Below are 25,765 nucleotides of genomic sequence, written 5' to 3' on the forward strand. Positions count from 1 at the left end.
TGCACTTTCGGCATTTTGCCAGCTATTTTATCGTGCCGGTAACCCGCACGCGGCGCTCAGTTCTAGGTGTTGTCGCCACTGGCTTGGCACGGGCCGCATTGCGTTGATCGATAACGTTTTTCAGCGCAATCAACAGACCCGCCACAAAGAATGCGCCGGGCGGCAGCACGAAAAACAGGAACTGGTAGTCGTCGGCAATCGTCAGCTGCCAACTGGCTGCTTGCGGCCCGAACAGTAGCGCCATATCGCTAAACAGCGTGCCTTGGCCCAGTAACTCGCGAAGAGCGCCTAGTAATACCAGCACAGCACCAAAACCTAACCCCATCATAAAGCCATCAATGGCTGCTGGTAATACCGGCTGGCGGGAGGCAAAGGCATCGGCTCGGCCAAGAATGGCGCAGTTGGTCACGATCAGCGGAATAAAAATCCCCAACACCTGATAGAGCGGGTAGGCGTAGGCGGCCATCAGCAGTTCAGCGCAGGTAACAAAAGCCGCAATCACCATCACGAAAGCGGGCAGACGCACTGCGCTGGGCACCTGGTGACGAATCAGCGAAATCGCCGTGCTGGCACCGACCATGACCAGCAACGTGGCCAGCGCCAGCCCCAGCGCATTGACTACGCTGCCGCTTACCGCTAGCAGCGGGCAGAGCCCCAACAGCTGAACCAGCGCGGGGTTATTCGACCAAAGACCGCTTCGAGCGAGTTCGCGCCACTGGCTCATTGGGTGGGCTCCTTAAATGATATCGGTAGCGGTGTATCGTTGGCGTACTGAAGCGCTTTATGGACAGCGTTAACCACGGCCCTGGGCGTAATCGTCGCGCCGGTAAACGCATCAAAGTGACCACCGTCTTTGGTCACCGCCCAGCCTTCTGGCGGGAAGCTATCTAACCTTAAACCATTAAACTCGGTGATCCAGTCGCTACGGCTGCGCTCAATGTCATCGCCTAGCCCAGGCGTTTCCTGATGCTGGGTAACGCGTACGCCACTGATACGCTGCTGCTCGTCAATGCCAATCAGCAGGCGGATTTCGCCGTTATATCCCTGCCGGGTTACCACCGGTAAGATCACCGCGCTGCTACCTTGAGCGTTTACCCACCAGCCTTGGCTATCGCTTGCAAGCCCCAGCGCTTCTGGATTGGGAAGCGCAAAAGTGCTCTCCAACACCTGGGTGACGGGCGTATTCGCCAGCGCTTGGGGCAGTACTTCCTGCAGCTGACGGTGTTGGTAAGCCAGCTGATGTGTCTCTATCCGTTCGGCGGTTAGCGCGCGGGTAAGCGCGACGCTGCCTGCCGTTACTAGCGCAAAGGTCCCCAGGGCAAGCGCGCCGCGCTGCATGGCCTGGAACAGCGTCATGGCTGTTCTCCTGGCTTACCCGGTGAGGCTTTTTGCTGGCCAGTGGGCCGCGGCACGCTATAAAGATCCAGTAAGGGTACGCACAGGTTCATCAGTAAGACCGCAAACGCCACCGCATCTGGGTAGCCGCCAAAGGTGCGAATGATGATGACCAGCGCGCCAATCCCAGCGCCATAGAGTAGCTTGCCGCGTTGGCTGGTGGCAGCGGAGACCGGGTCGGTGGCAATAAAGAACGCCCCGAATAGCGTTGCCCCGGTGAGCAGGTGAAACAGCGGTGAAGCGAAGTGGCTGGGGTCGCTGAGATAAAACAGCGTGGCCAGTAGTAGTAGGCTGCCAAGCATCGCTACTGGGATGTGCCAGCTAATAATCCGCTTCGCTAACAACACCGCACCACCCGCTAGCCAAGCAAGCGCTACCCATCGCCAGGCGCTTAGGGTGCCCTCCGGCAGTGGGTTGGTCGCCCAGAACTCGCTGGCCAGCACCGCTTCGCCTTTGTGCTTAAAAGCATCAAGGGGCGTTGCGCCGCTCAAGCTATCTAGTTGGGCGGTTGGCAACGTTCCGGCGATTTGTGTCCATAAACCATTAGGCAGCAGTTCCTGGGGCGGTGCCCACAGCGTCATGTAGGTAGGAAACGACACCAACAGCAGCGCATAGCCCACCATGGCGGGGTTAAAAGGGTTATGGCCCAAGCCGCCGTATAGCTGCTTGGCGACCACAATCGCCGCGATCATACCCACGCCGATAAGCCACCAGGGGCTAGCGGGCGGCAGTGACGCGCCTAGCAAAACGCCGGTAAGCAGAGCGCTTGAGTCATTCAGCGTCACACGGATAGGGCGCTTGCGTAGCCGAAGCACGACGGCTTCAAGCGCAATACCAAAAGCGGCAGCTAGCAGTACATTGCTGATAACACCCAGGCCGAAGAAGTAGCTCATGGTGGCGATGCCTGGCAGGGTTGCCGCAATGACCCAGCGCATTAAGCTCGCCGTTGGCGGCACAGACGTTGCCGTGTTGGCATCTTTAACCCCTGAAGCGTGCATCATGCTCATGACGACTCCTCGCTAGACGGCTGTTCGCGCGCCTGGGCAAGCTGCAACTCGGCTGCTTTTAAGTTCTCCTGGGCGGTGGCAAGCTGCATTTCTAAGTCATCCAGGGATTGTTTGGGGTCTTCTTGAGCGACTCGCGCTAAGGTTTTTTCAGCCTTTTTGACCGATGCTTTGGCGGCGGCATGGGCGATGCGCAGACCGCGTAAGTCGACCTTTTCGCTGCTGGCGGCGGTACTGGTCGAGCGACGTTGTTGCGCCTGGCGGGCTTGCTTGCGTGCCTGTTTTTCAGCCTCTTCTCGAGCGAGCCGCGCTTGGCGAAACTCAAAACGGTGCTTGGCGTGTTCTGCTTTTACTGCCTCAATCCGCTGCAGGCGTAACCGGCTTTTCGCTTCCCGGTAATCCGCCACTAGCGGAATATGGCTGGGGCAAACATAGCTACAGGCGCCGCACTCAATACAGTCAAACAGATGATAGCGCTCTAACTTGGCATCGTCTTGAGCGCGAGCGTACCAGTGCAGCTGTTGCGGCAGCAGCGCGACCGGGCAAACGCTTTCGCACTCACCGCAGCGAATGCAGGGTGATTCTTTTGGGGGCAGCGGCAACTCTTCAAGCGTGGCCGCGATTAAACAGTTGGTAAGCTTTGTGACCGGCGTATCGAGCGTTAGCCGTGGCGTGCCCATCATGGGGCCACCCTGAATCACTTGGTGTAACTCTGGGGTATTCAGCCCTGCCTGCTCCAGCAGCTCTCTAACAGAAGTGCCTAGACGCACCCAGCGATTGCCGGGCTGGGTAATCGCCTCTCCAGTCAGTGTGACGACCCTGGAAACCAGCGGCTGCCCATCACGCACTGCATTGAGTATCGCCAGTAGCGTGCCTGGGTTATGGCAAAGCACGCCCACATCAGCGGGCAGCCCGCCGCTGGGTACATCAAGGTTTAGCAGCCTTTTAATTAGCTGGCGCTCGCCGCCGCTGGGGTAGCGGGTGGGTATTACTTTCAGCTCAATGTTGATCGGCTGGCAATTTGAAAGGGCGTGTTTCAGGGCTTCTATGGCATCGGGCTTGTTATCCTCGATGCCAATAATTATATGCTGCGCGCCGCATAGCTTGGCGACTATCTGCGCACCTTCGAGCACTTCGTTAGCGTGGTGGCGCAGGGTAAGGTCATCGGCGGTGATATAAGGCTCGCACTCGGCGGCGTTAATCACCAGGGTGTTAATCGCATGACGTTCGACCACACGCGCTTTAATATGGGTGGGAAACCCAGCGCCACCTAAGCCGACGATGCCGCTCTCGTTTAACCGCTCGAGCAGCGCATCGGGTTCGACATGTCGCCACGCCAAGGGTGGCAGTCGAAGCCACTCATCTTGCCCATCTCCATCAATGCAGATTTGGGTAGCGCTAACCTCGCTCACCGTGCCGCTAATGCTGGCGTGCAGGTTGCTAGAGATCATACCTTCGCGTTTGGCAATCACGCTGCCCACTTTCACCGCATCTCCATGCGCCACACAGGGCGTGGCGGCCTGGCCGCTGTGCTGCTGCAGGGGGAGAGTGACCCTACGGGGCAGTGGCGCTTCAATTAGTGCGGTTTGGTTGGAGCGCTGTTTGCGCTCAGGCGGATAAATGCCACCGGGGAAGTCAAAGGCGTTCGACATCAAGACACCCCTGAAGCGGGTTGGCGGTCGCTGGCAATCATGTTTGATGAGTGCGCTACTACCGGTTGCCACTGGGTGATCGGAGTGGAGCGCGGCAGCATATCAATGCAGTCCACGGGGCAGGGGTCTAAGCACAGATCGCAGCCGGTGCACTCGTCTTCAATCACGGTATGCATTAATTTAGCTGCGCCGATAATTGCATCGACCGGACAGGCTTGGATGCACTTGGTGCAGCCAATGCACTCTGCTTCGCGAATAAACGCCACCTTGGCTTCGCTCTGGGCTTCGCCATCCAGGGGCTCCGGTTCGCGACCAAGCAGATCGGCAAGGGCATGAATCGTCGCTTCGCCACCGGGTGGGCATTTATTCAGCGCATCGCCCTGGTTAATCGCTTCAGCGTAAGGGCGGCAGCCTGGGTAGCCGCACTGGCCGCACTGGGTTTGCGGCAGTAGCGCATCAATTTGTTCAACTAGCGGGTTATCCTCGCGCTTAAAGCGCTCGCTAACCACGCCCAGCAGGGCACCAAATCCGATACCCAAGCCGGTTAATACCGCGATAGCGCTAAGGATTGCTATGACATCACTGGGGCTATTCATCGCGCGCTGCCTTCATCCCTGCACCAACCCTGAAAACCCTAAAAATGCTAACGACATAAGGCTGGCGGTGACCATAGCAATCGCGGCACCTTGGAAGGGTTTGGGAATATCCGCCCCCGCTAAACGTTCACGCATGGCGGCAAACAGCACCAAAATAAGTGAGAAGCCTAGCGCTGCGCCCAACCCATAAAGGGTGGTGTGAAAAAAGCTTAACTCACGGTTTAACGACAGCAGCGCTACGCCCAATACTGCGCAGTTGGTTGTGATAAGGGGCAGGAAAATGCCCAGCACCTGGTGCAGCAGCGGACTCAGCTGGCGCACCATGATTTCGGTAAACTGCACCACAGCGGCGATCACCACGATAAAGCTAATGGTGCGCAGATACGTGACATCCAGCGGCACAAGCAGACCATGATAAACCACGAAACTAGCAGCCGACGCCAGGGTCAGCACAAAGGTAGTGGCCAGGGACATGCCCATGGCCGACTCCAGTTTATTAGAGACACCCATAAATGGGCACAGGCCCAGAAACTGAACCAGTACGAAGTTGTTGACCAGGGCAGTGCTGATCAAAATGATAAATAGCTCACTCATGGCTGCATATTTTGCGAAGAAAAGGCGGCGCTGGCTAGTGGGAGGTAAGGGAGTTTGATGTTTGAAACACCTGTGCAGTGAGAAGTTTGAATAACAGAGCCGCTTTAATAAAAATGCAAAGGGCAGAGCGCTTTGAGTCTCTGCCCTTTAACTTGCTTACCGCTTATGCGACGGATTAAGTTACCCGCTGGCCCGGTTCTGCCCCCGTGTCAGGGGAGAGCAGGTAGATGCCATCTTCGTTGGCAGAGGCCAATACCATGCCTTCCGAAACGCCAAAGCGCATTTTGCGCGGTGCCAAGTTGGCGACCATCACGGTCAAGCGGCCTTCCAGAGCTTCCGGCGCGTAGGCAGAGCGAATGCCGGAGAACACATTGCGGGTTTCGCCACCCAGGTCGAGGGTGAGTTGCAGCAGCTTGTCGGCGCCTTCGACGTATTCGGCTTTGGCAATGCGCGCAATTCTTAGGTCGACCTTGGCAAAAGCGGCAAAGTCGATTTCTTCGGCGATAGGCTCTTCCGCCAGCGGGCCTTTGGGCGCTTCTTTCAATTTTTGCTCTTCCACGAGATCTTCCTTCGACGCTTCAATCATGGCATCGATTTTGTCGCGTTCAACGCGGGTCATCAGCGGCTTGAATTTGTTGATTGTGTGCTCGGTGAGCACACTCTGTCGAGTGTGCCAATCCAGCGACTCAACGTTAAGAAACTCACGCGCTTGCTCGGCCATGGCGGGTACCACGGGCGTTAGATAGACCATCAACTGGCGGAACAGGTTTATGCCGACCGAACATATGTCTAGGACTTCAGCATCTCGGCCATCCTGCTTGGCCAGTGCCCAGGGCTCTTTATCGGCAATGTAGGTGTTGGCTTCGTCTGCCAGATCCATAATTTTGCGCATTGCGCGGCTAAATTCACGGGCTTCAAAGTCTTCGGCGATATGGTCACCGGCGGCTATAAAACGTGCCACCATCTGTGGTTCAGCGCAGTGGCTGGAAAGATTTCCACCACCGAGCTTTTTAACAAACCCGGCGCAGCGGCTGGCAATATTGACCACTTTGCCGACCAGGTCAGCGTTTACCCGTGCGGCAAAATCTTCCAAATTCAGATCCAGGTCATCGACTTTGGAAGTGAGTTTGGCGGCAAAATAGTAGCGCAAGTATTCTGGGTTCAGGTGATCGGCGTAGGTGGCGGCTTTAATAAAGGTGCCGCGGGATTTCGACATCTTGGCGCCGTCTACCGTCAGGAAGCCGTGGCAGTTGACAGCGGTGGGCGTGCGCAGGTCTGCGCCATGCAGCATGGCGGGCCAGAACAACGCATGGAAGTAGACGATATCCTTGCCGATAAAGTGATATACCTCGGCATCGGAATCTTTGTTCCAATAGCTGTCGAAGTCGATGCCTTCCCGGTCGCATAGATTTTTGAAACTGGCCAAATAGCCAATCGGCGCATCCAGCCAGACATAGAAGTACTTGCCGGGGGCGTCGGGAATTTCGAAGCCGAAATAGGGCGCATCGCGGGAGATATCCCACTCGTTAAAGCCGGACTCAAACCATTCCATCAACTTATTGCGGATCTGCGGCTGCACATGGCCGTCGTCAATCCAGCGCTGTAAGAAGTCGGCAAAATCGGGCAGCTTGAAGAAGTAGTGGGTCGAGGTGCGTACTTCGGGGGTGGCGCCTGAAATTGCTGAAACCGGGTTGATCAAGTCGGCTGGCGTGTAGGTAGCGCCACACTTTTCACAGTTATCGCCATACTGGTCATCGGCGCCGCACTTGGGGCAGGTGCCTTTAATAAAGCGATCCGCCAGAAATAGACCTTTTTGCGGGTCGAACATCTGCTCGATATCACGGGTAGCGATATGGCCTTTATCACGTAGGCGCTTATAAATCATTTCGCTGAAGTGGCGGTTTTCAGCGGAGTGGGTGGAGTGATAATTGTCGAATCCGACGCCGAAACGGGAAAAATCTGTTTGGTGGTCGTTGGATACCCGCTCAATGAGCGCTTCAGAGGTAATCCCTTCCTGCTCGGCACGCAGCATAATGGCAGTGCCATGGGCGTCATCGGCACACACGTAGTAGCACTGTTGGCCACGGCTTTTCTGGAAACGCACCCAGATATCAGTCTGGATATACTCAAGCAAGTGACCGAGGTGAATAGCTCCGTTGGCATAAGGGAGCGCGCTAGTCACCAAAATGTTGCGCGTGGCGGTAGTAGACATGGTGAAGATTAATTCCGAGTGAATAGGGGTGCCGGTTCGGCAATAACAAAAACACGGCGAAGTTTCAAAAGACTTCGCCGCTGACGCGGTTGGCGATACTGACTAGTAGAGTGCTTGCTCCTCTTGAACGACTTCGCGCAGTAGTTCTAAAAAGAGTTTATCTGCCTCAGAGTGCTCGGCTGGGTCTTCCGGGATGTGCACACTGGTGGTATCGGAAATTTCGTTGGCAATCCTGGCCATTGCTGCTGGGCTATTGCCTTCTGTTAACTGCTGTCTGGCAACCGCCAGGGACTGCTCGAGAATTTTTGGGTCTTGCAGCAGTTTGCGAATAAAACCACGTAGCTCATTGATGACACGTGTTTTCTGAATTTCTGAACCGGACATGGGAATCTCCTCAGGGTCGCAATTGACGACAGCGCCAAGCGAAACCAATCAATGCCTTGACCATAGCATTTTTTCCGCCAACGGGCATGCGTTGCACGGCTTTAAAAAAGCTAAATTAAAGCGTAGGTTTACAGCGTCAATCGACCGGCCTTGTGTTTAACGGGATTCGCGTACTGGGCAAGCCAATAAGGACGCAACGGCTCCGGTACTTCGGCAAGCCTGGCATTAAAGCGCTCTCTGTCTTGACGTGTGATCGACTTGCGCGCTACCAGTTCAGGTGCTTCCCCCAACGCCTCTAAGGCCAAATAGTGGCTGGGGAATAAGCGATAGCCACCAATCACCTGACGGTCAATCTCAGCAGCGACTTCGTCGGGGGTGGCCATATCGGATCCTACCGGTGTGCCAAAATGTAGCCGCACGCGGCCTTTAGAGCCAGTAATGCCCGCGACAATAGAGCGAATATCTTCAAACTCACTTTTGGCGTAGCTGCCTTGCGTATCGATATCGTGCAGTTCCTGGGCTTTTTGTACATCGCAGGGATCATATTCATAGCTAATCGATACCGGCACCAGTTTTAGTTCGGCAATCGCCTCGCCAAACACCATGTCCCGTTCTGCGGCTCGCCTGGCCATGATCAACATTTTGATGATGGCGGGCTCAGTGTGGTCGATGCCGTTCTTGGCACGGCCTTCGCGTTGGGCCATCCAGATAGAGTGCTGATCTTCGGTAATGGTATGGCGAATATAGGCGGACAACTGCTGGTACGCTGCGAGCATAGCCCGCTTGCCCCGTGCACTGCGTGGCACAATAAAACTTTTATTAAGCCGCATTAGATCGGTGACATAGGGCTTTTTAAGCAGATTGTCACCGATTGCGATACGCACGGTGTCGCGGTTTGCTTGATACAGCGCATAGTTGACGAACGCGGGATCCAGCGAGATATCGCGGTGGTTACCTATGAACAGGTAAGCGCCGTTGGCGTCGAGTTTGTCGAGGCCGGTAACTTCAAAGGCATCCGTGGTGGTGCGAATCATGCGCTCCATGTAGTGGGCAATGCGCATTTGAAACTCGTAAACCGACGAGACGCCTTTGACTTCACGACGCACGGCACGGCTGGCAAAAACACGCGCCAGTGACGGCGCCCAGCGTGCCATACGCGGCAGCCGAAAGCGGGTCAGCGCATCCAGCAGCTCGTTATCCCGTGAGAGCCTGGCAAGCACGTCGGCCACTTCATGATCCATAAAGGGCCGAATATCGGCCCACGGGTCTGTCTCGGTAGAGACGTTGGTAGCGTTATTGTGTTGAGTCATGCGAACCGTTGGATGGTAAATAATAAATATCGATTAATAACATCGAGGCGAAGGTCTATAGAACCACTTATTGAGCCGCAGGTTCCCGCTGCGTCTCGCCGCCGAGCCACTCTATCAAGCGCGGAATATCCGTGGATAGCGCCTGGGCCATTAAAATAAAGTCTGTTTCCAGGCGAGCAAGGGCATCATCGCCATCGTCCGCATGGTCGGCTTCTTCAATCAAAGCATCGCCAAAGCGTAACGATTTCAGGGCCAAATCATCGTGCAATACAAAGCTTAGCCGGCCTTCCAGGCTAACAGCGAGTTTACTGGCTTGGCGGCCGCTCTCCAGCAGTTGCTGAATTTCATCGCTGTCTAAATCGACCTGACGAGCACGCAACACGCCATCATCACCTTTGGCTTTAAGCTCAACCTGATCACCCAGCTGCAGATCGGCAGGCCGGCTAGCCGTGTCGCCTAGCCAGGTGGTCATGGCGCGGATAGGTAGTGTTTGGGAGCTTAACGGGGTGGCTTTTAAGCTGCCCAAGGTTTCGCGCAGCAGATCCAGAATATCTTCGGCGCGGGTACGTGAACTGGCATTGATGCCAATCATCTGGCCGCGGGTATCCCACCACAGATCAATTTTCTGGCTGCGCACAAAGGCACGGGGTAATAAATTCTCGGTGACCTGCTCTTTTAGCGCGGTTTTTTCTTTGCGGGTTACTTTGCGGCCTTCACTGGCCTCAATGTCGGCGACCTGTTCATCAACTTCTTCTTTGACCACAGAAGCAGGCAGTAAGCGTTCTTGGCGCAGGGCTGAAAGCAGCCGGTGCCCTTGGATTTCGTGAACGAGCTGACCGCCGCCAAGACGACCCGCTGGTGCAGTCCAGCCCAGGCGTCGCGCATCGGCGTTGCCGAGTGGTTTAGCGGAATGCTCGTCTAAAGCGCTAGCGAGCGCATCGCTGGATAATTCGGGCGCGTCGTGCAGGCGGTATAAATGCAAGTGCTTAAACCACATGGAGCCAATCCTGTTCAAAAGGTGGCACATTATGTCGAAAGCGGGGCCTTCCTACCAGCGGCGGCCACCAATCGTCTCTGTTGCGCACGTTTCAAACTTGTGTTTGATTGAGTCGTTGGCTAATTCATAAAGAAGGAACTGTTATGACTGCATCACTTTCACGGGTTCAATTACGTGTTCGCGGTTTTCACTTAGATGGCTACGGCCATGTCAATAACGCCCGCTATCTTGAGTTTATGGAGGAGGGGCGGTGGGATTTTTTTGATCAGCACCCCGCAATGATCAAAGAGCTCCATCAAGCCGGGCGGGCGTTTGTCGTTGTCAATTTGAATATTGATTATTTGGCGGCAGCGGGGCACGGCGACGACCTGGAGATTATGACCGGGATTGTTGATATAGGTGAACGCAGTGGCGTGTGCCACCACCGTATTGTGCGTAAAGATGGCACCGTCATCGCCCGTGCGGATTTAACCTTCGTGCTGCTTGATATCCGCGCCAATAAGGCCGCTGCCATAGAGGGAGAGCTGCGTGAGGCGTTAGCCGCGTTAACCTCGGCGAAAGAGGCATTTAGCCCCTAAACGGCTTTGCTGAGCTCCCTGGCTGCCCTTGCTGCTTTTGCAGTGGTATGATGGCGAAGTATTTGCGCGCCGTTCTGCTCTAATTTCAGAGCGGTGTTTACAAGCGCTTTCAACTCTCGCAGTGCCAATGCAGTGCAAAGGATCTGACTTTCATGGGTGACATCGCCAGAGAAATCTTGCCCGTCAATATTGAAGACGAGCTCAAACAGTCGTACCTCGACTATGCGATGAGCGTCATTATCGGCCGCGCGCTTCCAGATGTGCGGGATGGCCTTAAACCGGTTCACCGGCGTGTGCTGTTTGCCATGCATGAACTGGGTAATGATTGGAATAAACCGTACAAGAAGTCGGCGCGTGTCGTCGGCGATGTCATCGGTAAATACCATCCGCACGGTGATAGCGCGGTATACGACACCATCGTACGTATGGCGCAGCACTTTTCGATGCGTCATGTGCTGGTCGACGGCCAGGGTAACTTCGGTTCGATTGATGGGGATAACGCGGCTGCCATGCGTTATACCGAGGTGCGTATGTCGCGCCTCGCCCACGAGCTGCTAGCTGACCTGGAAAAAGATACCGTTGATTGGGTCGATAACTACGACGGTACCGAGCGTATTCCCGCCGTATTGCCTACCAAAGTGCCCAACCTGTTGATCAACGGCTCGTCGGGTATCGCGGTGGGTATGGCGACCAATATTCCGCCGCACAATATGCGTGAAGTGATTGACGGCTGCTTGGCGTTAATCGACGACTACACGCTGTCGGTGGATGACTTGATGGAGTATATCCCCGGCCCTGACTTCCCAACCGGCGCGATTATTAACGGCCGCGCGGGTATTTTGTCGGCGTATCGCACCGGTCGCGGGCGTATTTATGTGCGCGCTTGCCATACCATCGAGCACCACGACAAAACCGGTCGCGATCACATCATCATTACCGAGCTGCCCTATCAGGTGAACAAGGCGCGGTTGATCGAGAAAATCGCCGAGCTGGTGAAAGAGAAGAAGATTGAAGGCATCGCCGAACTGCGTGACGAGTCGGATAAAGACGGCCTGCGTGTGGTGATTGAGATCAAGCGCGGTGAGTCCGGCGAAGTCGTGGTCAATAACCTGTTTGCCCAGACACAGCTACAAAATGTGTTCGGCATTAACATGGTGGCGCTGGAAAACGGCCAGCCGCGTACGCTCAACCTCAAAGAGATGCTGGAAGCCTTTATTCGCCACCGCCGCGAAGTGGTGACCCGGCGCACGCTGTATGAGCTGAAAAAAGCCCGTGAGCGTGGTCACTTGTTGGAAGGCTTGGCCGTTGCTATCTCCAATATTGACCAAGTGATTGAGCTGATCAAAGCCTCGCCGAATGCGGCAGAAGCGCGCGAAAAGCTGCTCGCCAAGACATGGCAGCCCGGCCAGGTAACCGCCATGCTGGAGCGGGCTGGCGCCACATCGTGTAAACCAGAAGAGCTGGAAGAGGGCTTTGGTTTAAATACTGCGGCCACTTCTTATCGGCTTTCACCTGCCCAGGCTCAGGCAATTCTTGAGCTGCGCCTGCACCGCTTGACAGGTCTTGAAACCGAGAAGCTGCTCGATGAATACTTAAATATTCTTGAGAAAATTGCCGAGCTCACTGAAATTCTGGCTTCAGCCGATCGCTTGATGGAAGTGATTCGTGAAGAGCTGCACGCCGTGCGTGATCAGTTTGGCGATGACCGTCGTACGGAAATTCAGGCCAGCCACCTGGATCTCTCCATTGAAGATTTGATTGCTGAGGAAGACATGGTGGTCACCGTGTCCCGCTCTGGCTACGCCAAGACCCAGCCGCTGTCGGATTATCAAGCCCAGCGTCGTGGTGGTCGCGGTAAGTCTGCCACCGCAATGAAAGACGAAGATGTGATTGAGCACCTGCTGGTGGCCTCGACTCACGATACCGTGTTGCTGTTCTCTAATCGCGGCAAGGTTTACTGGTTGAAAGTCTACGAAATGCCCAATGCCAGCCGCGGCTCTCGCGGTAAGCCGTTGGTTAATATGCTGCCTTTGGAAGAGGGTGAGGCGGTTAACGCCATCTTACCGGTGCGCGACTACAATCCCGATAACTACATCTTCTTTGCCACGGCCAAAGGCACCGTCAAGCGCACTAGCCTTGAGCAGTTCTCGCGCCCACGTAGTGTTGGTTTGATTGCGATTGACCTGGAAGAGGGTGACCGCTTAGTCGGCGCGGCGATTACCACCGGTAACGATCACGCTATGCTGCTGTCGTCTAACGGCAAAGCGATCCGCTTTGAAGAGGGCAAAGCCCGCGCCATGGGGCGTACTGCCCGCGGCGTGCGTGGTATGCGTCTGGCAGGCGACGCGGAAGTCATTAGCTTGATTATTCCCAAGAGTCAGCAGATCGACGCTGAAGCGGATGCCGAAGAGGAAATGCAGGATGGCGCCCAAGAGGGCGTTGTGGCCGAAACCACCGATGGTCAAATCTACATTATGACCGCCAGTGAAAATGGTTACGGCAAACGCACCCGCTTGGAAGAGTTCCCGCTGCGTGGCCGTGGTGGCCAGGGTGTTATCGCCATGCAAACCAGCGAGCGTAATGGTTCTCTGGTGGCGGCAATGCAGGTCTACGACAGCGACGAGATGATGCTGATCACTGACCGCGGCACGCTGGTGCGCACCCGCGTGGAAGAGGTCTCTACCACATCGCGTAATACCCAGGGTGTGATGCTGATTCGTCTCGGCAAAGAAGAGAAGCTGGTCAAGACGGTTCGCGTTGACGAACCCGAAGAGAGCGATGAACTCACTGCTCTTGAAGGAACCGATCTTGAAGAAGGTAGCCTTGATACCCAGCCGAGCGAATCACCCGATGACGGAGAGGAAGCGGGGACCGATGACACGTCACTATAATTTCTGCGCAGGGCCAGCGGCCCTGCCAGTCGCTGTGCTGGAACGTGCCCGTGAAGAGCTGCTGGACTACCAGGGGCGCGGCCTTTCCGTGATGGAAATGAGCCACCGCAGCGATGAATTTATCGCCATTGCTGAGCGCGCTGAAGCTGATTTTCGTCAGCTTTTAGGCGTGCCGGATAATTATAAAGTGCTGTTCTTGCAGGGCGGTGCCAGCATGCAGTTTGCCATGCTGCCGATGAATCTATTGGGACAGGGCGGTAGCGGCAACTTTATCCAGACCGGCATCTGGGGCAAGAAGGCTCTCGCTGAGGCCAAACACCTTGGTTTTGACTGCCATGTGGTGGCCAGCAGTGAGCCCAACGGCCATACGGCGGTGCCTGCACGTGATGCGCTTCAGGTAAGCGCTGACGCTGCCTATTTGCACTACACCTCTAACGAAACGATTGGTGGTCTGGAGTTTGACTATACGCCCCATGTCCAGCGAGCCGATGGCGCTAATGTGCCACTGGTCTGCGATATGTCGTCGAATATCCTTTCTGGGCCCATCGACGTTAGCGAGTTTGGTGTGATTTATGCCGGGGCGCAGAAGAATATTGGCCCCGCTGGGTTAACACTGGTGGTCGTGCGTGACGACCTATTAGGCAAAGCCCAGGCCAATACGCCTTCGCTGTTTGACTATCAAATGCTGGCAGACGCGGGGTCGATGGTGAATACGCCGCCTACTTACGCCTGGTATTTGGCCGGCCTGGTTTTCCAGTGGCTGAAAGACGATATCGGTGGACTGGCGGCGATGGATGCCATCAATCAGCGTAAAGCCGAGAAGCTTTATGCAGCGATTGATGCCAGCGAGTTGTATAGCAACCCGATTGCCAAACATAACCGCTCGCGGATGAACGTGCCTTTTGTCTTAGCCGATGCGGCGCTGGATAAGGCGTTCTTACAACAAGCCAATGCGGCGGGGCTGCTTAACTTAAAAGGCCACCGCAGCGTGGGCGGTATGCGTGCCAGCCTATACAACGCGGTGCCTGAGTCTGCGGTAGATGCCTTAGTTGCATTTATGGCTGATTTCGAGAAAACAAGAGGCTAATCACCATGTCCGATACGTCGATCAACCTGGACGAACTGCGCCAGCGTATCGATCAGCTTGATAGCGATATTCTGAATCTGATCAGCGAGCGAGCTAGCTGTGCCCAGCAGGTGGCGCATGTGAAGCTGGCTGAAGACAAAGACGCGGTATTTTATCGCCCTGAGCGGGAAGCCCAGGTGCTTCGGCGCATTATGGCGTTGAATAAAGGCCCGCTTGATTCCGAAGAGATGGCACGCCTGTTCCGCGAAATCATGTCGGCGTGTTTGGCGCTTGAGCAGCCAGTTAAAGTGGCCTATTTAGGCCCAGAGGGCACTTTTACTCAGCAGGCGGCGCTCAAGCATTTTGGTGAAAGCGCGGTTAGCCTGCCCATGGCAGCCATTGACGAGGTGTTTCGCGAAGTAGAGGCGGGCGCCGTGCATTACGGTGTGGTGCCGGTGGAAAACTCCACCGAAGGGGTGGTCAATCACACCCTGGATACTTTCATGGACTCCTCGATCAAAATTTGTGGCGAGGTGGTGCTGCGTATCCACCACCACTTGCTGGTCAGTGAAAACACTCGCCGCGATAAAGTCTCGCGTATCTATTCGCACCCGCAGTCTTTTGCCCAGTGTCGCAAATGGTTGGACGCACATTTCCCCCATGCGGAGCGCGTGCCGGTTTCCTCGAATGCGGAAGCGGCCAAGTTAGTTAAAACCGAGTGGCATAGCGCTGCCATCGCGGGCGATATGGCGGCCAAGCTCTATGGTCTAGAGCATATCGCCGAAAAAATTGAGGACAGCCCAGATAACTCCACGCGGTTTTTGATTATTGGTAACCAGGATGTGCCCATGGCGGGGGAGGATAAAACCTCCATCGTGGTCGCTATGCGTAACCAGCCAGGTACCTTGCACGCATTGCTGGAGCCGTTTCATCGCCACCAGATTGATTTAACCCGTCTTGAAACGCGTCCTTCCCGCACCGGGGTGTGGAACTACGTCTTTTTTATTGATTTTAAAGGCCATCGTGATGAGCCTAAGGTCGCGGCAGTGCTTGAAGAAGTGCAACTGCGGGCGGCGGATCTGCGCGTGCTGGGTTCCTACCCCATAGGCGTGCTGTGACATTAATGGTCGGAGACAGTGTAAAAACATCGGGCTGTCATGAGTCGCGGTTATTAATTGTTGGCTTGGGTTTAATTGGTGGTTCGCTAGCGGCAGCGCTGCGCGCGGTAAGGTTTCAGGGTCAAATTGTTGCCTGTGACCCTGACGAAGCTGAGATTGCACGCGGTATTGAGATGGGGCTGATCGACTCAGGCGGTACCCACCTTGATGAGCAAGTCAATGACGCCACAATGGTAGTGCTAGCGGTGCCGGTGCTCGCCATGGAGAGCGTGATGGCAAGCTTGGCCGAAGCGCTACCTAACGCGTCGGCTGACGTTGTGATTACCGATGTTGGTAGTACCAAGGCGACTATCCGCGCCTGCGCTCAGCGTGTATTTGGCCAGGTACCCACTAATATGGTGCTGGGGCACCCTATTGCCGGTTCAGAAAAAAGCGGTGTGGCAGCGGCGAATCCGCGTTTGTATGTAGACCACAAGGTTATTTTGACACCTGAGCTGAACGTCGACCGTGAAGCTTTGCAGCGCGTGCGCTGCTTATGGGAAGCCTGTGGTGCCGATGTGCTGGAAATGGATGTAGAGCGCCATGACCAGGTGCTGGCGCGTACCAGCCATTTGCCGCACCTGCTAGCTTTTTCACTGGTGGATACGCTGGCCCGCCAGGATGAGCGCCTCGATATTTTCCGTTACGCAGCGGGCGGTTTTCGCGATTTTACCCGTATTGCGGGAAGCGACCCGGTGATGTGGCGGGATATTTTCATTGCCAATAAGCAGGCGGTTTTAGCCTCCCTGGATGATTTTGAAGCGGGGCTTTCGCGCTTGCGTCAAGCGGTAGAAGCCGGTGACAGCGATGCGCTGATTGCCACCTTTGATCGGGCCAGCCATGCCCGGCACTATTTCGACTCCTTATTGAATAAAACCAGTTATCAGGCGGAATATCATATGCAACCACAAGGTAAGGTCACCTACCGTGTGCAGCCGGGCGGTCAAGCCCAGGGGCGCTTGCGCGTACCGGGCGATAAATCCATGTCGCACCGCTCTATTATGTTGGGCGCGTTGGCGGAAGGCGTCACTGAAGTAAAAGGCTTTCTGGAAGGTGAAGATAGTCTGGCGACTCTGCAGGCATTTCGTGAAATGGGCGTGGCGATTGAAGGGCCGCATCAGGGTAAGGTCACCATTCATGGTGTCGGTATGCATGGCTTAAAAGCCCCCGCTGGCCCGCTCTATGTGGGTAACTCGGGCACCGCGATGCGGCTGTTTTCAGGGCTGCTGGCAGGCCAGGCGTTTGATAGCGAGCTGACCGGCGATGAATCACTAACCAAGCGGCCTATGGGGCGTGTGGCTGACCCGCTGCGCTTGATGGGCGCAACCATTGATACCGCTGAGGGCGGGCGCCCGCCACTGAAGATTCGCGGTGGCGCCAAGCTTAAAGGCATCCATTACGATATGCCCATGGCCAGTGCACAGGTAAAATCTTGCCTGTTGCTGGCGGGGCTTTACGCCGAAGGCGAAACTCGGGTGCGCGAACCTGCGCCGACCCGCGACCACACCGAGCGTATGCTCAATGGTTTTGGCTATGCAGTTTCCCGTGAAGGTGATACCTGCTGGCTCAAAGGGGGCGGCAAACTCACCGCAGGCCCCATTGATGTGCCTTCGGATATCTCATCCGCTACCTTCTTCTTAGTGGCCGCTGCCATTACCCCAGGCGCTGATATTACCCTTGAGCACGTAGGTATTAACCCCACTCGGATTGGCGTGATCAATATTCTTACCCTGATGGGGGCGAATTTAGCGCTAGAGAACGAGCGCGAAGTGGGTGGGGAGCCGGTGGCTGATATTCGTATCCGCTATGCACCGTTGAAAGGTATTGATATTCCCGAAGATCAAGTGCCGTTAGCGATTGATGAATTCCCTGCACTGTTTATTGCCGCCGCTAACGCTGAAGGCGTGACACGTCTTAGAGGTGCCGAAGAGCTACGCGTCAAAGAGTCTGATCGCATTCAGGCCATGGCCGATGGCTTGGTTGTGTTAGGTGTGCAGCACACTGTTGTTGAAGACGGCATTGATATCGTCGGCAATGGCGATGGTCAAAAAGCGAGTTACGGCGGTGGGCGTGTCGATAGCCTGGGCGATCACCGTATTGCCATGGCGTTTGCGATTTCATCGCTACGCGCAAGTGCAGAAATTGTGATTGAAGACTGCGCTAATGTGGCGACCTCATTCCCTGACTTTGTCGAATTAGCCACGCGTATTGGCATGGGCGTTAGTGTGGAGGGCGCGCATGAGTGATCGTGTTGCTACTGCTCCTGTTCTCACCATTGATGGCCCTGGCGGCGCAGGTAAAGGTACGATCAGTGGCTTGGTGGCAGAGCGCTTAGGCTGGCATCTTCTCGATAGTGGTGCACTTTATCGACTGACGGCTCAAGCTGCGGTTAAGCACAACGTAGCCGTTGACGATGAGTTGGGTCTGGCACGTTTGGCAGAACAGCTAGATGTGGCGTTTCCTGTTGAAGAGGGGCAGCCACGTACGCTGCTTGAAGGTGAAGATGTTGGCCAGGTTATTCGCACCGAACAGGCCGGCGAGCGCGCTTCCCAAGTGGCGGCACTGCCTGCAGTGCGACAAGCCCTGCTACAGCGGCAGCGTGATTTTTGCCAAGCGCCAGGTTTGGTGGCGGATGGCCGTGATATGGGAACGGTGGTCTTTCCCGATGCCCCACTAAAGATTTTTTTGACGGCCAGTGCCGATGAAAGGGCACGTCGCCGTCATCTGCAGTTGCAGGAAGCCGGGGTGGATGCTAGTCTTTCGAGTCTTTTAAAGGAGATTCAGGCACGCGATGCACGCGACACGCAACGTAGTGTGGCTCCTCTCAAGCCGGCAGATGATGCCATTACGCTTGATACCACGCGCCTGAGCATACCGGAAGTGGTTGATCGACTGACCGAACTGCTCGCCCAAAGAGGGCTGGTAAGCGGCGTGTGATTCTCCCTTGCGGCGTTTTTGGATAGGTGTCACGACGTGGCAGGGCACTAAACTCACATCGGTGAGCCCGGTCAGGTCTAACCAGCGTTAACACCTCCAAAAGCTGAGTGACATTAGGCCCGCACTTGCTGGTGGTGCGGAGAAGGCATTTATGCCTCAACAACGTAATTACGTAGGAACACCATGAGCGAAAGCTTTGCTGAGCTGTTTGAACAGTCTCTTAACGACATCAACATGGAGCCAGGCGCTATTGTCGCGGCCCAGGTTGTCGACATTGACGGTGACTGGGTTACTGTCAACGCTGGTCTGAAATCTGAAGGTCAGATCCCTGCGTCACAATTCCGCGATGAACACGGTAATCTGAACATCGCTATCGGTGACGACGTGCACGTTGCACTTGAAGCCGTAGAAGATGGTTTCGGTGAAACGCGTCTGTCTCGTGAAAAAGCCAAGCGTGCAGAAGCTTGGAAGATTCTTGAAGCAGCCTTCGAGAAAGACGAAATCATTAAGGGCGTTATTAACGGTAAGGTTAAAGGCGGCTTCACGGTCGAAGTTGACTCTATCCGCGCCTTCCTTCCGGGCTCGCTGGTTGATGTTCGTCCAGTTCGTGACACTGCGCACCTGGAAAACAAAGAGCTGGACTTCAAAGTCATCAAGCTCGATCCGAAACGCAACAACGTTGTAGTATCACGTCGTGCGGTTCTGGAAGCAGAGAACAGTGCCGAGCGCGAAGCGCTGCTGGCAACTCTGCAAGAAGGTCAGCAAATCAAGGGTATCGTTAAGAACCTGACAGACTACGGCGCTTTCGTAGACCTGGGTGGTGTTGACGGCCTGCTGCATATTACAGACATGGCGTGGAAGCGTATCAAGCATCCGTCCGAAATCGTTGCCGTTGGCGACGAGATCAACGTCAAAGTTCTGAAGTTTGACCGTGAGCGCAATCGCGTTTCACTGGGTCTGAAGCAGTTGGGCGAAGATCCGTGGGTCAACATTAAAGAGCGTTACCCGGAAGGCATGAAAGTGCACGCGGTCGTCACTAACTTGACTGACTACGGCTGCTTTGCCGAGCTGGAAGAGGGTGTTGAAGGTCTGGTTCACGTGTCTGAAATGGACTGGACTAACAAAAACATCCATCCGTCTAAAGTCGTGCAAGTTGGCGATGATGTTGACGTCATGGTGTTGGATATCGACGAAGAGCGTCGTCGTATTTCTCTGGGTATCAAGCAGTGTACTGCTAACCCGTGGGAAACCTTCAACACTGACTACAACAAGGGCGATCGCGTTTCCGGTACCATTAAGTCAATTACTGACTTCGGTATCTTTATCGGCCTAGAAGGCGGTATTGACGGTCTGGTTCACTTGTCTGACATTTCTTGGACTGATACTGGCGAAGAAGCCGTACGCAGCTTTAAGAAAGGCGACGAAGCTGAAGCCGTTATTCTATCTATTGATCCTGAGCGTGAGCGCATCTCGCTGGGCATCAAGCAGATGGATTCTGACCCCGTTGCTGAGTACCTGTCAGTCAACGATAAGGGCAGCATTGTAACGGGTCGCGTTATTGAAGTTGATGCTAAAGAAGCTCAAGTTGAATTGGCGACTGACGTTATTGCTGTGCTGAAAGCCTCTGAAATCAGTGCTGACCGCGTAGAAGACGCGCGCAATGTGCTGAATGAAGGCGACAGCGTCGAAGCTCGTATTGTCAGCGTTGATCGCAAGAGCCGTCAGATTAATCTGTCGGTAAAAGCGAAAGACCAGGACGATACGCGTCAGAACCTGAAGAAAATGCGTGAGCAAGAGCCGGAAACAGCGGGTGGCCCGACCACCATCGGTGATTTGATCAAGCAGCAAATGGGCCAAGACTAATTATCGATTAGTTATTGGTTTGTAAAAGCGCCGCCCTTATGGGCGGCGCTTTTGTTTGTGGTGGTTGACCGCTTTGTAGTAATTGAACGCATGTAATAGCTCGGCAGATTGGTTCGCATAGTCGTCATATGCTAGTTGGGTTAATCTCTTTAAACGGCAATTGAGTTTTAAAAAAACGATTAGTAATTGAGTGAAAATCAACTAGACTGTTGTCAGTTACTCTTTTTACAGGAATAATGTCCCTGCATTCTGAACTAGTGGGTGCAAAGGCTGTCAATCTGCACCTAAGCCAGTTGGATCTCATTCAGTTGAACCCCGTTCAGTTGGATACGATATTAAAGGAACCCCGATGTCATTACTTAACGAATATATCCAAAAAGAACAGCAGCTAAAGCAGCTTCAAGAAGATCTACAGCGCTTAGAAGGCGATCAGCGCCTAAAAAGCGAGTTGGAATTTAAGGCCAAACTTGAAGCGCTAATGACTGAGTTCGGCAAACGTCCGGGCGATGTCATTGCCTTATTAGATCCTGCTGCTGACCAGCGCAATACTAAAACCACGGCGAGTGGCAATGCCCGCCGTAAGCGTCGTCTTAAGATTTACAAAAACCCCAAGACAGGGGAAGTGATCGAAACTCGCGGTGGCAACCATAAAGGCCTGCGTAGCTGGAAAGACCAGTATGGCGATGAAACCGTCGAATCTTGGTTGGAGCGTATGGAAGACTAAGTTAGCTAAAAACCGGCATTTCTGTATAGAAATGCCGGTTTTTTATTGGTATATGCTTTAGCTATGCCTCAGTGCCGGTATCAACGCTGCTAGCTTATTAATGGGATGCGAAGTTCTAAATGATTTGCTTTCCATAATACCTGAGGTGGGTGGCCGCTAACGTGGTAAGCGTTTTGCCTGTGTAGTAGATACATGATGGTCTGCGTCAAAGCGCCATACAGATCCGCTAAAGTATCAAAGCACGTGCTTGCGTAGTAATGGGTGGGAATGTCGACCCGTCGATAGGGAACGGGCAGGGCAATATCTTGTGCATTGTCCGTCTCCGCCAGGTAAAGGCCAAAGTCGGTACGGTAAGCATGAAACGATTCATTATTAAGCGCACTAATTCTATCTGCGAGTATGTCGGGTAGTGCAATGATGGTCTTTGATAGCCGCAGGCGCGCCTGTATGCACGCTAGCTGCTTATTATGATAGCTGGCTTCCCCTAGCCCCTTAATAAGCTCGGGAGCTTTGTAGAGGCGCATTAGGATCATTTGGCGGCCATTACTTTTTTCGATACGCGTGTTAAAGCCATGACCAGGCGTCGGGTTGTGGAGAGTCGCTTTCAGTGTTTGCCGAAAGTTGCGCGGACTCAACTGGTAACGACGTTGAAACGCCCGTGAAAACGATGAGTGGTTATGATAACCACAGCGGATCGCAATTTGCGCTATATTGAGAGGAGTAAGCCCTAGCAACACCGCCGCGCGCTCCAGCCGCCTTATTTCACGATAGGCGCTAGGTGATATGTGGAAGCTTTGGCGAAATTGGCGCCGAACTTGGGAAGACGAATACCCTATGTGATTAGCAAGGTCTTCGATACCGAGCGGCTTATCCAGTGTATCCTGCAGCCAGATCTCAGCTCGTGTCATTGCGTTGAACATTATCTGGCCTCTCATGCGTGAATCGTACAGGTCGTGCTTATCTCGCCTGTAGTGCACTCTCCCAGTGCGTTAGTGTTGGTAACCTGGCTGAAAGGAATACAGTTCAGCCTACAGATGAGCGTTGAATCTCTATTCAGGCTACTTGTAGGTAATGTTGATGCTAAGCATCGATTAATAAGTTGTCGCTGACTGTGCCGTGTTTGATAAGTGTGCTTGTTACCCTTATATACCTATTGATGCTGCCTTTATGCTTGCAATTGGGTAACAAAGGCAAGTTTGCTCGCTATCTTTACGCGTTTGTGCACAGTTTTTGCCAAAAAAAGCTATATTGGCAGTCATATCGACCATTTCAAGCAAGGTGTAAATGAAACATCGATGAAATATCAAAAGGTTCAAAAGCCGGTAGATGAGCGTGAAAAGCTACGTAAGTTTCGTGAATTAGACGATGCCTTTGCGGAGGCTTTACGCCAATTAGATGACCCAGAGAGCAATTTCGATATACCGACCGGCCCACCGGTTCGCTCGCTTGCTGCATTGGAACAAGAAGATGTAGAAACCCAGCAGAAGGAGCACCAACAAGAGCAGGAGCGCATGTTCAGACAGCGTTTTGAGGCTTTGTTGAGCGAGTACGGTGTGGATCATTTGGATCTGGCCGAGCTGATTGAAACGCTACTTGGTTGTGGGCTATGGCAGCAGGATGTCGTGCCGGGTAGCTAGTTCTACTGTGTCACCCAACATCGCAGATGCGCTTCTGCGCTAACGGTAGCGATAAACTCGCAAGCTGGGCAAAAACACATCTTGCTCTAGTTTCTCGTCTCGTCGTCGTGCCCGTGTGCGGGTGGTGGGGGGCTCTTGTGCAGGTAGGTTAATATGGGGCAGCCGTTGGTTATTGTCAGGCACAAAGATCGGCATGGCGGCGTTCAATGCCCGTCGTGTATGCCCATCATCAAGTGGCTCGGTAAAAAACAGGTTAGCCCGCATTAGCGGGGCCTGAGTTTGTACCTGAGCGAGTGCTTCGTCGCTTGGTATGCCAGCGAGTTTGCGTAGCTGAATACGAATATGCGGCGCATCGGTATCAAGCTGCAAAAGCTTATGTTCAGCCTCTTGCACGGACAGGCGTTTAATAGAGCGACCGCTGCTGTACCAAGCAAAACGAACCCGTGAAACAGGCGCCTGTGCGATAGGTAACTGCCGCCAGCTCTGTTTAAGGTGCAAGCGGGCAAGCCCATTGCGGCGTAACACTTCATCAACGTGAGGATGGCGTTGAGGCAAACGGCTTTTGGCATCGCTAAGTGCCTGTGGGAATGCCTGTTTAATATGCTGCAGTAGCTCGCTAAAGCTGGCTTTGGCTTGATTAACGGCGCCTATTGCCTTTAGCAGTTCGTCATTAGCAGCCACTACGGCAATATAATTGCGTGTCTCACGGCCATCTTGATCCTGCTCATGCCACATATCGAACAGGGCTTTACGCAGCCAGTCGCTAGACGGTTTCGTTTGATGAAAGACCCACGTAGCCAATGGCTGCTGTTCATATAGCAAGACAGCGGTTTCAATGGTTTCAAGTAGATGATCAAACTGCTGCTCTAATTGAAGCAGCAGTTGATAGGCCGAAGGCGATGATGGATTAACGTGTTTATCGGCCATAGTCAGTGCCTTTAGGTGAGCGGTGCATCCTTGTCGGCCTGCGCCAGCAGTGTTTCTATATCGGCTTCATCCATTGCGGATTCGCCCGATATGCGGTGCGACTCATCTGCCCAGGCGCCCAAATCTAACAGTTGGCAGCGCTTGCTGCAGAATGGTCGATAAGTGCTTTCTGGTAACCAGGGCACGCGCTTAGCGCACTGCGGGCAATTAACTTCTAGCGGGGAATCGTTTGCAGGGCGAGCCATAAAAAACTCCAATTGCGTTAACAAGCGCGATATTTCAGTAGTTGAGCTGTCGACGGTAACTTTTATCAAGCAGTGCCACTTGTTTCATCATGCTGGCGTGGTCACCGCTGTTATCTATCACGTCATCTGCCTTTGCTAGCCGTTGTTCGCGGGAAAGTTGGGCGGCGAGAATAGCACGCACCTGGCTTTCACTCACCCCATCACGCTGCTGGGTTCTGGATAATTGTAGCGCTTGTGGCACGTCGACAACCACTGCACGATTAACTAGCGCATTTTGTCCCGACTCAAACAGTAATGGTGACACAAGCAGCGCATAGGGTGCGCCCTGGGTTTTAAGTCGCTCTAAATGCTGCAATAGTCGCTGCCTTATTTCGGGGTGTGTGACAGATTCTAGCCACTCCCGCTGTGCTGGATCGTTAAAAATAATCTCGCGTAGGGCGGCACGATTAAGGGTGCCATCCTCATGCATAACCCGATCACCGAAGCGTTTTTTAATGGCTAATAGTGCCGGTTCCCCAGGTAAGACTATCTCCCTGGCGACATCGTCGGCATCGACCCAGGCGGCGCCTAGTGTTTCGAAGGCGCGTGCAACGGTCGATTTACCCGACCCAATGCCACCCGTTAATCCGATAATCATCTGCTGCCTCGCTTAGCTAACTTTTACATAGCTAAATTTTATATAGCTGAGTTTTTATATAGTTGAGCTTCACATCGCTTATATTTACATAAGCAGGCTGAGATATAGCACCATTATTTCATCACCGACTAGCAACGCAACCCAGCCCGCGAGGGCAAGAAAAGGACCAAAGGGAAACGGTGTGCCGCGCAAGCGTGGTGAACAGGCTTGGGCAACCAGTCCAACAATGGCCCCAAGGCCTGCGGAAAGTAGCAAAATCAGCGGTAAAAAACTCCATCCCAGCCAGGCGCCTAGCGCTGCTAGGAGCTTAAAGTCGCCATAGCCCATTCCCTCTTTGCCGGTGACCAGTTTGAATAGCCAATAAAAACTCCACAGTGAAAGATAGCCTACCATTGCGCCGATAACGGCACTCTGTAGCATAAGTGGCTGGAAGAGGAGCTGAAACAGTAACCCTGCCCAAAGTAAGGGGAGGGTGATGACATCGGGCAGTAGCTGGGTGCGAAAGTCGATCACGGCGAGCACTAACAGCATCAGGCAGGCGCCATAAACGAAGACTGATTCTGCAGAAAGCCCGTGGAGCGCTAGCACTGCCATGGCCAGTAAGCCACCGGCTATTTCTACCAGCGGGTATTGAATGCTAATAGGCGTTTGGCACGCAGCACAGCGCCCGCGGCGCTTTATCCAGCCGATCAGCGGTAGGTTGTCGTGCCATGCTATAGGGGTTTCGCAGCGTGGGCACATGGAGCCAGGCGTAGTCAAATTAAAGCGTGGTGAGTGTTCGGCGCTAAGCTCAAGTGCTTCGCGGGCTTCGTTACGCCAGCCGCGCATCAGCATCACCGGCAGGCGCGTAATCACCACATTTAGAAAACTGCCCAGGCATAGTCCCATCAATAAAACGATTAACCACAGAATAAACGGAGGGTGATGCATGGAGCTCCTTAGGCTTCTTGAAATTAGCG

General features: G+C 54.2%; 24 protein-coding genes. 9 read left to right on the forward strand and 15 right to left on the reverse strand.

All coding sequences use genetic code 11. The features are described from left to right. Positions 1–22: 22 nt before the first annotated feature. The 10 genes from U738_RS07960 to U738_RS08005 all read right to left on the reverse strand — a co-directional run bounded on the left by U738_RS07960 (position 23) and on the right by U738_RS08005 (position 10,144). Positions 23–724 carry an electron transport complex subunit E gene (locus U738_RS07960; protein WP_035579032.1) on the reverse strand — a complete coding sequence of 234 codons (702 nt, stop codon included), beginning with the start codon at positions 722–724 and terminating at the stop codon, positions 23–25. Further along, positions 721–1,356, reverse strand: a complete 636-nt coding sequence (rsxG, locus tag U738_RS07965; RefSeq protein WP_035579035.1) for an electron transport complex subunit RsxG — start codon at positions 1,354–1,356, stop codon at positions 721–723. The genes U738_RS07960 and rsxG overlap by 4 nt, the downstream gene beginning before the upstream one ends. Then, positions 1,353–2,402 carry an RnfABCDGE type electron transport complex subunit D gene (locus U738_RS07970; protein WP_035579037.1) on the reverse strand — a complete coding sequence of 350 codons (1,050 nt, stop codon included), beginning with the start codon at positions 2,400–2,402 and terminating at the stop codon, positions 1,353–1,355. The genes rsxG and U738_RS07970 overlap by 4 nt, the downstream gene beginning before the upstream one ends. Next, positions 2,399–4,051, reverse strand: coding sequence for an electron transport complex subunit RsxC (rsxC, locus tag U738_RS07975; RefSeq protein ID WP_035579040.1), 1,653 nt, complete (start codon positions 4,049–4,051; stop codon positions 2,399–2,401). The genes U738_RS07970 and rsxC overlap by 4 nt, the downstream gene beginning before the upstream one ends. After that, positions 4,051–4,647, reverse strand: coding sequence for an electron transport complex subunit RsxB (gene rsxB / locus U738_RS07980; protein ID WP_035579043.1), 597 nt, complete (start codon positions 4,645–4,647; stop codon positions 4,051–4,053). Before rsxB ends, rsxC begins: the two co-directional genes overlap by 1 nt. A gap of 12 nt (positions 4,648–4,659) precedes the next feature. Next, positions 4,660–5,241, reverse strand: coding sequence for an electron transport complex subunit RsxA (gene rsxA, locus U738_RS07985; RefSeq protein ID WP_007114112.1), 582 nt, complete (start codon positions 5,239–5,241; stop codon positions 4,660–4,662). A 175-nt stretch (positions 5,242–5,416) separates the two neighbouring features. Further along, positions 5,417–7,453 carry a methionine--tRNA ligase gene (metG, locus tag U738_RS07990; protein ID WP_035579046.1) on the reverse strand — a complete coding sequence of 679 codons (2,037 nt, stop codon included), beginning with the start codon at positions 7,451–7,453 and terminating at the stop codon, positions 5,417–5,419. Positions 7,454–7,555: 102 nt separating this feature from the next. Then, the gene (locus U738_RS07995) at positions 7,556–7,837 is read right to left on the reverse strand and encodes a hypothetical protein (RefSeq protein ID WP_035579049.1); all 282 of its coding nucleotides are present in this window, start codon (positions 7,835–7,837) and stop codon (positions 7,556–7,558) included. Between the two features lie 128 nt (positions 7,838–7,965). Continuing rightward, complete coding sequence (locus U738_RS08000; protein WP_035579053.1) at positions 7,966–9,147, reverse strand: 1-acyl-sn-glycerol-3-phosphate acyltransferase; 1,182 nt, start codon at positions 9,145–9,147, stop codon at positions 7,966–7,968. A gap of 67 nt (positions 9,148–9,214) precedes the next feature. After that, positions 9,215–10,144, reverse strand: coding sequence for a recombination-associated protein RdgC (locus tag U738_RS08005; protein WP_035579055.1), 930 nt, complete (start codon positions 10,142–10,144; stop codon positions 9,215–9,217). Between the two features lie 143 nt (positions 10,145–10,287). Here U738_RS08005 and U738_RS08010 point away from each other — a divergent pair, with 143 nt between their 5' ends. From U738_RS08010 to U738_RS08045, 8 genes are all read left to right on the forward strand, one after another. Next, positions 10,288–10,722 (forward strand): acyl-CoA thioesterase, encoded by a 435-nt coding sequence (locus U738_RS08010; protein WP_035579058.1) that lies wholly within the window; start codon positions 10,288–10,290, stop codon positions 10,720–10,722. A 152-nt stretch (positions 10,723–10,874) separates the two neighbouring features. Next, a complete protein-coding gene (gyrA, locus tag U738_RS08015) occupies positions 10,875–13,613 on the forward strand; it encodes a DNA gyrase subunit A (protein WP_035579060.1) in 2,739 nt (912 codons plus the stop codon). Beyond that, positions 13,597–14,700 carry a 3-phosphoserine/phosphohydroxythreonine transaminase gene (serC, locus tag U738_RS08020; protein WP_035579062.1) on the forward strand — a complete coding sequence of 368 codons (1,104 nt, stop codon included), beginning with the start codon at positions 13,597–13,599 and terminating at the stop codon, positions 14,698–14,700. Before gyrA ends, serC begins: the two co-directional genes overlap by 17 nt. Positions 14,701–14,705: 5 nt before the next feature. Then, positions 14,706–15,797 carry a prephenate dehydratase gene (gene pheA / locus U738_RS08025; protein ID WP_035579064.1) on the forward strand — a complete coding sequence of 364 codons (1,092 nt, stop codon included), beginning with the start codon at positions 14,706–14,708 and terminating at the stop codon, positions 15,795–15,797. Between the two features lie 5 nt (positions 15,798–15,802). Continuing rightward, on the forward strand, positions 15,803–18,082 hold the full coding sequence (locus U738_RS08030; protein ID WP_035579066.1) for a bifunctional prephenate dehydrogenase/3-phosphoshikimate 1-carboxyvinyltransferase: 2,280 nt from the start codon (positions 15,803–15,805) through the stop codon (positions 18,080–18,082). Next, positions 18,075–18,773, forward strand: coding sequence for a (d)CMP kinase (gene cmk / locus U738_RS08035; protein ID WP_035579068.1), 699 nt, complete (start codon positions 18,075–18,077; stop codon positions 18,771–18,773). Before U738_RS08030 ends, cmk begins: the two co-directional genes overlap by 8 nt. A 183-nt stretch (positions 18,774–18,956) precedes the next feature. Beyond that, complete coding sequence (gene rpsA / locus U738_RS08040; RefSeq protein ID WP_008957327.1) at positions 18,957–20,636, forward strand: 30S ribosomal protein S1; 1,680 nt, start codon at positions 18,957–18,959, stop codon at positions 20,634–20,636. A 349-nt stretch (positions 20,637–20,985) separates the two neighbouring features. Next, positions 20,986–21,360, forward strand: a complete 375-nt coding sequence (locus U738_RS08045) for a histone-like nucleoid-structuring protein, MvaT/MvaU family (protein WP_035579070.1) — start codon at positions 20,986–20,988, stop codon at positions 21,358–21,360. A gap of 89 nt (positions 21,361–21,449) precedes the next feature. Here U738_RS08045 and U738_RS08050 read toward each other — a convergent pair whose 3' ends face one another. Then, on the reverse strand, positions 21,450–22,268 hold the full coding sequence (locus tag U738_RS08050) for a helix-turn-helix transcriptional regulator (RefSeq protein WP_231896712.1): 819 nt from the start codon (positions 22,266–22,268) through the stop codon (positions 21,450–21,452). A gap of 387 nt (positions 22,269–22,655) precedes the next feature. Between U738_RS08050 and U738_RS08055 the strand changes: the two genes are divergently transcribed. Beyond that, on the forward strand, positions 22,656–22,997 hold the full coding sequence (locus tag U738_RS08055) for a hypothetical protein (RefSeq protein ID WP_035583345.1): 342 nt from the start codon (positions 22,656–22,658) through the stop codon (positions 22,995–22,997). 39 nt (positions 22,998–23,036) lie between these two features. Here the strand turns inward: U738_RS08055 and U738_RS08060 are convergent, their stop codons facing one another. The 4 genes from U738_RS08060 to U738_RS08075 form a co-directional block, all read right to left on the reverse strand. Beyond that, positions 23,037–23,924 carry a DNA replication terminus site-binding protein gene (locus U738_RS08060; protein ID WP_035579074.1) on the reverse strand — a complete coding sequence of 296 codons (888 nt, stop codon included), beginning with the start codon at positions 23,922–23,924 and terminating at the stop codon, positions 23,037–23,039. A gap of 11 nt (positions 23,925–23,935) precedes the next feature. After that, positions 23,936–24,169 carry a DNA gyrase inhibitor YacG gene (yacG, locus tag U738_RS08065; RefSeq protein ID WP_022523595.1) on the reverse strand — a complete coding sequence of 78 codons (234 nt, stop codon included), beginning with the start codon at positions 24,167–24,169 and terminating at the stop codon, positions 23,936–23,938. Between the two features lie 34 nt (positions 24,170–24,203). Continuing rightward, a complete protein-coding gene (gene coaE, locus U738_RS08070) occupies positions 24,204–24,806 on the reverse strand; it encodes a dephospho-CoA kinase (protein ID WP_035579076.1) in 603 nt (200 codons plus the stop codon). A gap of 84 nt (positions 24,807–24,890) precedes the next feature. Next, positions 24,891–25,736 (reverse strand): prepilin peptidase, encoded by an 846-nt coding sequence (locus U738_RS08075; RefSeq protein ID WP_035579078.1) that lies wholly within the window; start codon positions 25,734–25,736, stop codon positions 24,891–24,893. Positions 25,737–25,765 lie beyond the last annotated feature (29 nt).

The sequence above is a fragment of the Halomonas sp. TG39a genome, from assembly GCF_000744395.1.
Classification (GTDB): Bacteria; Pseudomonadota; Gammaproteobacteria; order Pseudomonadales; family Halomonadaceae; genus Vreelandella; species Vreelandella ventosae_B.

Bases quoted from the DNA above. Each gene is read 5' to 3' on its own strand.
- pheA (WP_035579064.1), top strand. From the start codon at position 14,706: ATGTCCGATACGTCGATCAACCTGGACGAACTGCGCCAGCGTATCGAT.
- U738_RS08075 (WP_035579078.1), bottom strand. From the start codon at position 25,736: ATGCATCACCCTCCGTTTATTCTGTGGTTAATCGTTTTATTGATGGGA.
- cmk (WP_035579068.1), top strand. From the start codon at position 18,075: ATGAGTGATCGTGTTGCTACTGCTCCTGTTCTCACCATTGATGGCCCT.
- U738_RS07960 (WP_035579032.1), bottom strand. From the start codon at position 724: ATGAGCCAGTGGCGCGAACTCGCTCGAAGCGGTCTTTGGTCGAATAAC.
- U738_RS08030 (WP_035579066.1), top strand. From the start codon at position 15,803: ATGGTCGGAGACAGTGTAAAAACATCGGGCTGTCATGAGTCGCGGTTA.
- rsxB (WP_035579043.1), bottom strand. From the start codon at position 4,647: ATGAATAGCCCCAGTGATGTCATAGCAATCCTTAGCGCTATCGCGGTA.
- U738_RS07995 (WP_035579049.1), bottom strand. From the start codon at position 7,837: ATGTCCGGTTCAGAAATTCAGAAAACACGTGTCATCAATGAGCTACGT.
- U738_RS08005 (WP_035579055.1), bottom strand. From the start codon at position 10,144: ATGTGGTTTAAGCACTTGCATTTATACCGCCTGCACGACGCGCCCGAA.
- rsxG (WP_035579035.1), bottom strand. From the start codon at position 1,356: ATGACGCTGTTCCAGGCCATGCAGCGCGGCGCGCTTGCCCTGGGGACC.
- U738_RS08045 (WP_035579070.1), top strand. From the start codon at position 20,986: ATGTCATTACTTAACGAATATATCCAAAAAGAACAGCAGCTAAAGCAG.
- rpsA (WP_008957327.1), top strand. From the start codon at position 18,957: ATGAGCGAAAGCTTTGCTGAGCTGTTTGAACAGTCTCTTAACGACATC.
- metG (WP_035579046.1), bottom strand. From the start codon at position 7,453: ATGTCTACTACCGCCACGCGCAACATTTTGGTGACTAGCGCGCTCCCT.
- U738_RS08000 (WP_035579053.1), bottom strand. From the start codon at position 9,147: ATGACTCAACACAATAACGCTACCAACGTCTCTACCGAGACAGACCCG.
- U738_RS08050 (WP_231896712.1), bottom strand. From the start codon at position 22,268: ATGACACGAGCTGAGATCTGGCTGCAGGATACACTGGATAAGCCGCTC.
- rsxC (WP_035579040.1), bottom strand. From the start codon at position 4,051: ATGTCGAACGCCTTTGACTTCCCCGGTGGCATTTATCCGCCTGAGCGC.
- yacG (WP_022523595.1), bottom strand. From the start codon at position 24,169: ATGGCTCGCCCTGCAAACGATTCCCCGCTAGAAGTTAATTGCCCGCAG.
- U738_RS08055 (WP_035583345.1), top strand. From the start codon at position 22,656: ATGAAATATCAAAAGGTTCAAAAGCCGGTAGATGAGCGTGAAAAGCTA.
- coaE (WP_035579076.1), bottom strand. From the start codon at position 24,806: ATGATTATCGGATTAACGGGTGGCATTGGGTCGGGTAAATCGACCGTT.
- rsxA (WP_007114112.1), bottom strand. From the start codon at position 5,241: ATGAGTGAGCTATTTATCATTTTGATCAGCACTGCCCTGGTCAACAAC.
- serC (WP_035579062.1), top strand. From the start codon at position 13,597: ATGACACGTCACTATAATTTCTGCGCAGGGCCAGCGGCCCTGCCAGTC.
- U738_RS07970 (WP_035579037.1), bottom strand. From the start codon at position 2,402: ATGAGCATGATGCACGCTTCAGGGGTTAAAGATGCCAACACGGCAACG.
- U738_RS08060 (WP_035579074.1), bottom strand. From the start codon at position 23,924: ATGGCCGATAAACACGTTAATCCATCATCGCCTTCGGCCTATCAACTG.
- gyrA (WP_035579060.1), top strand. From the start codon at position 10,875: ATGGGTGACATCGCCAGAGAAATCTTGCCCGTCAATATTGAAGACGAG.
- U738_RS08010 (WP_035579058.1), top strand. From the start codon at position 10,288: ATGACTGCATCACTTTCACGGGTTCAATTACGTGTTCGCGGTTTTCAC.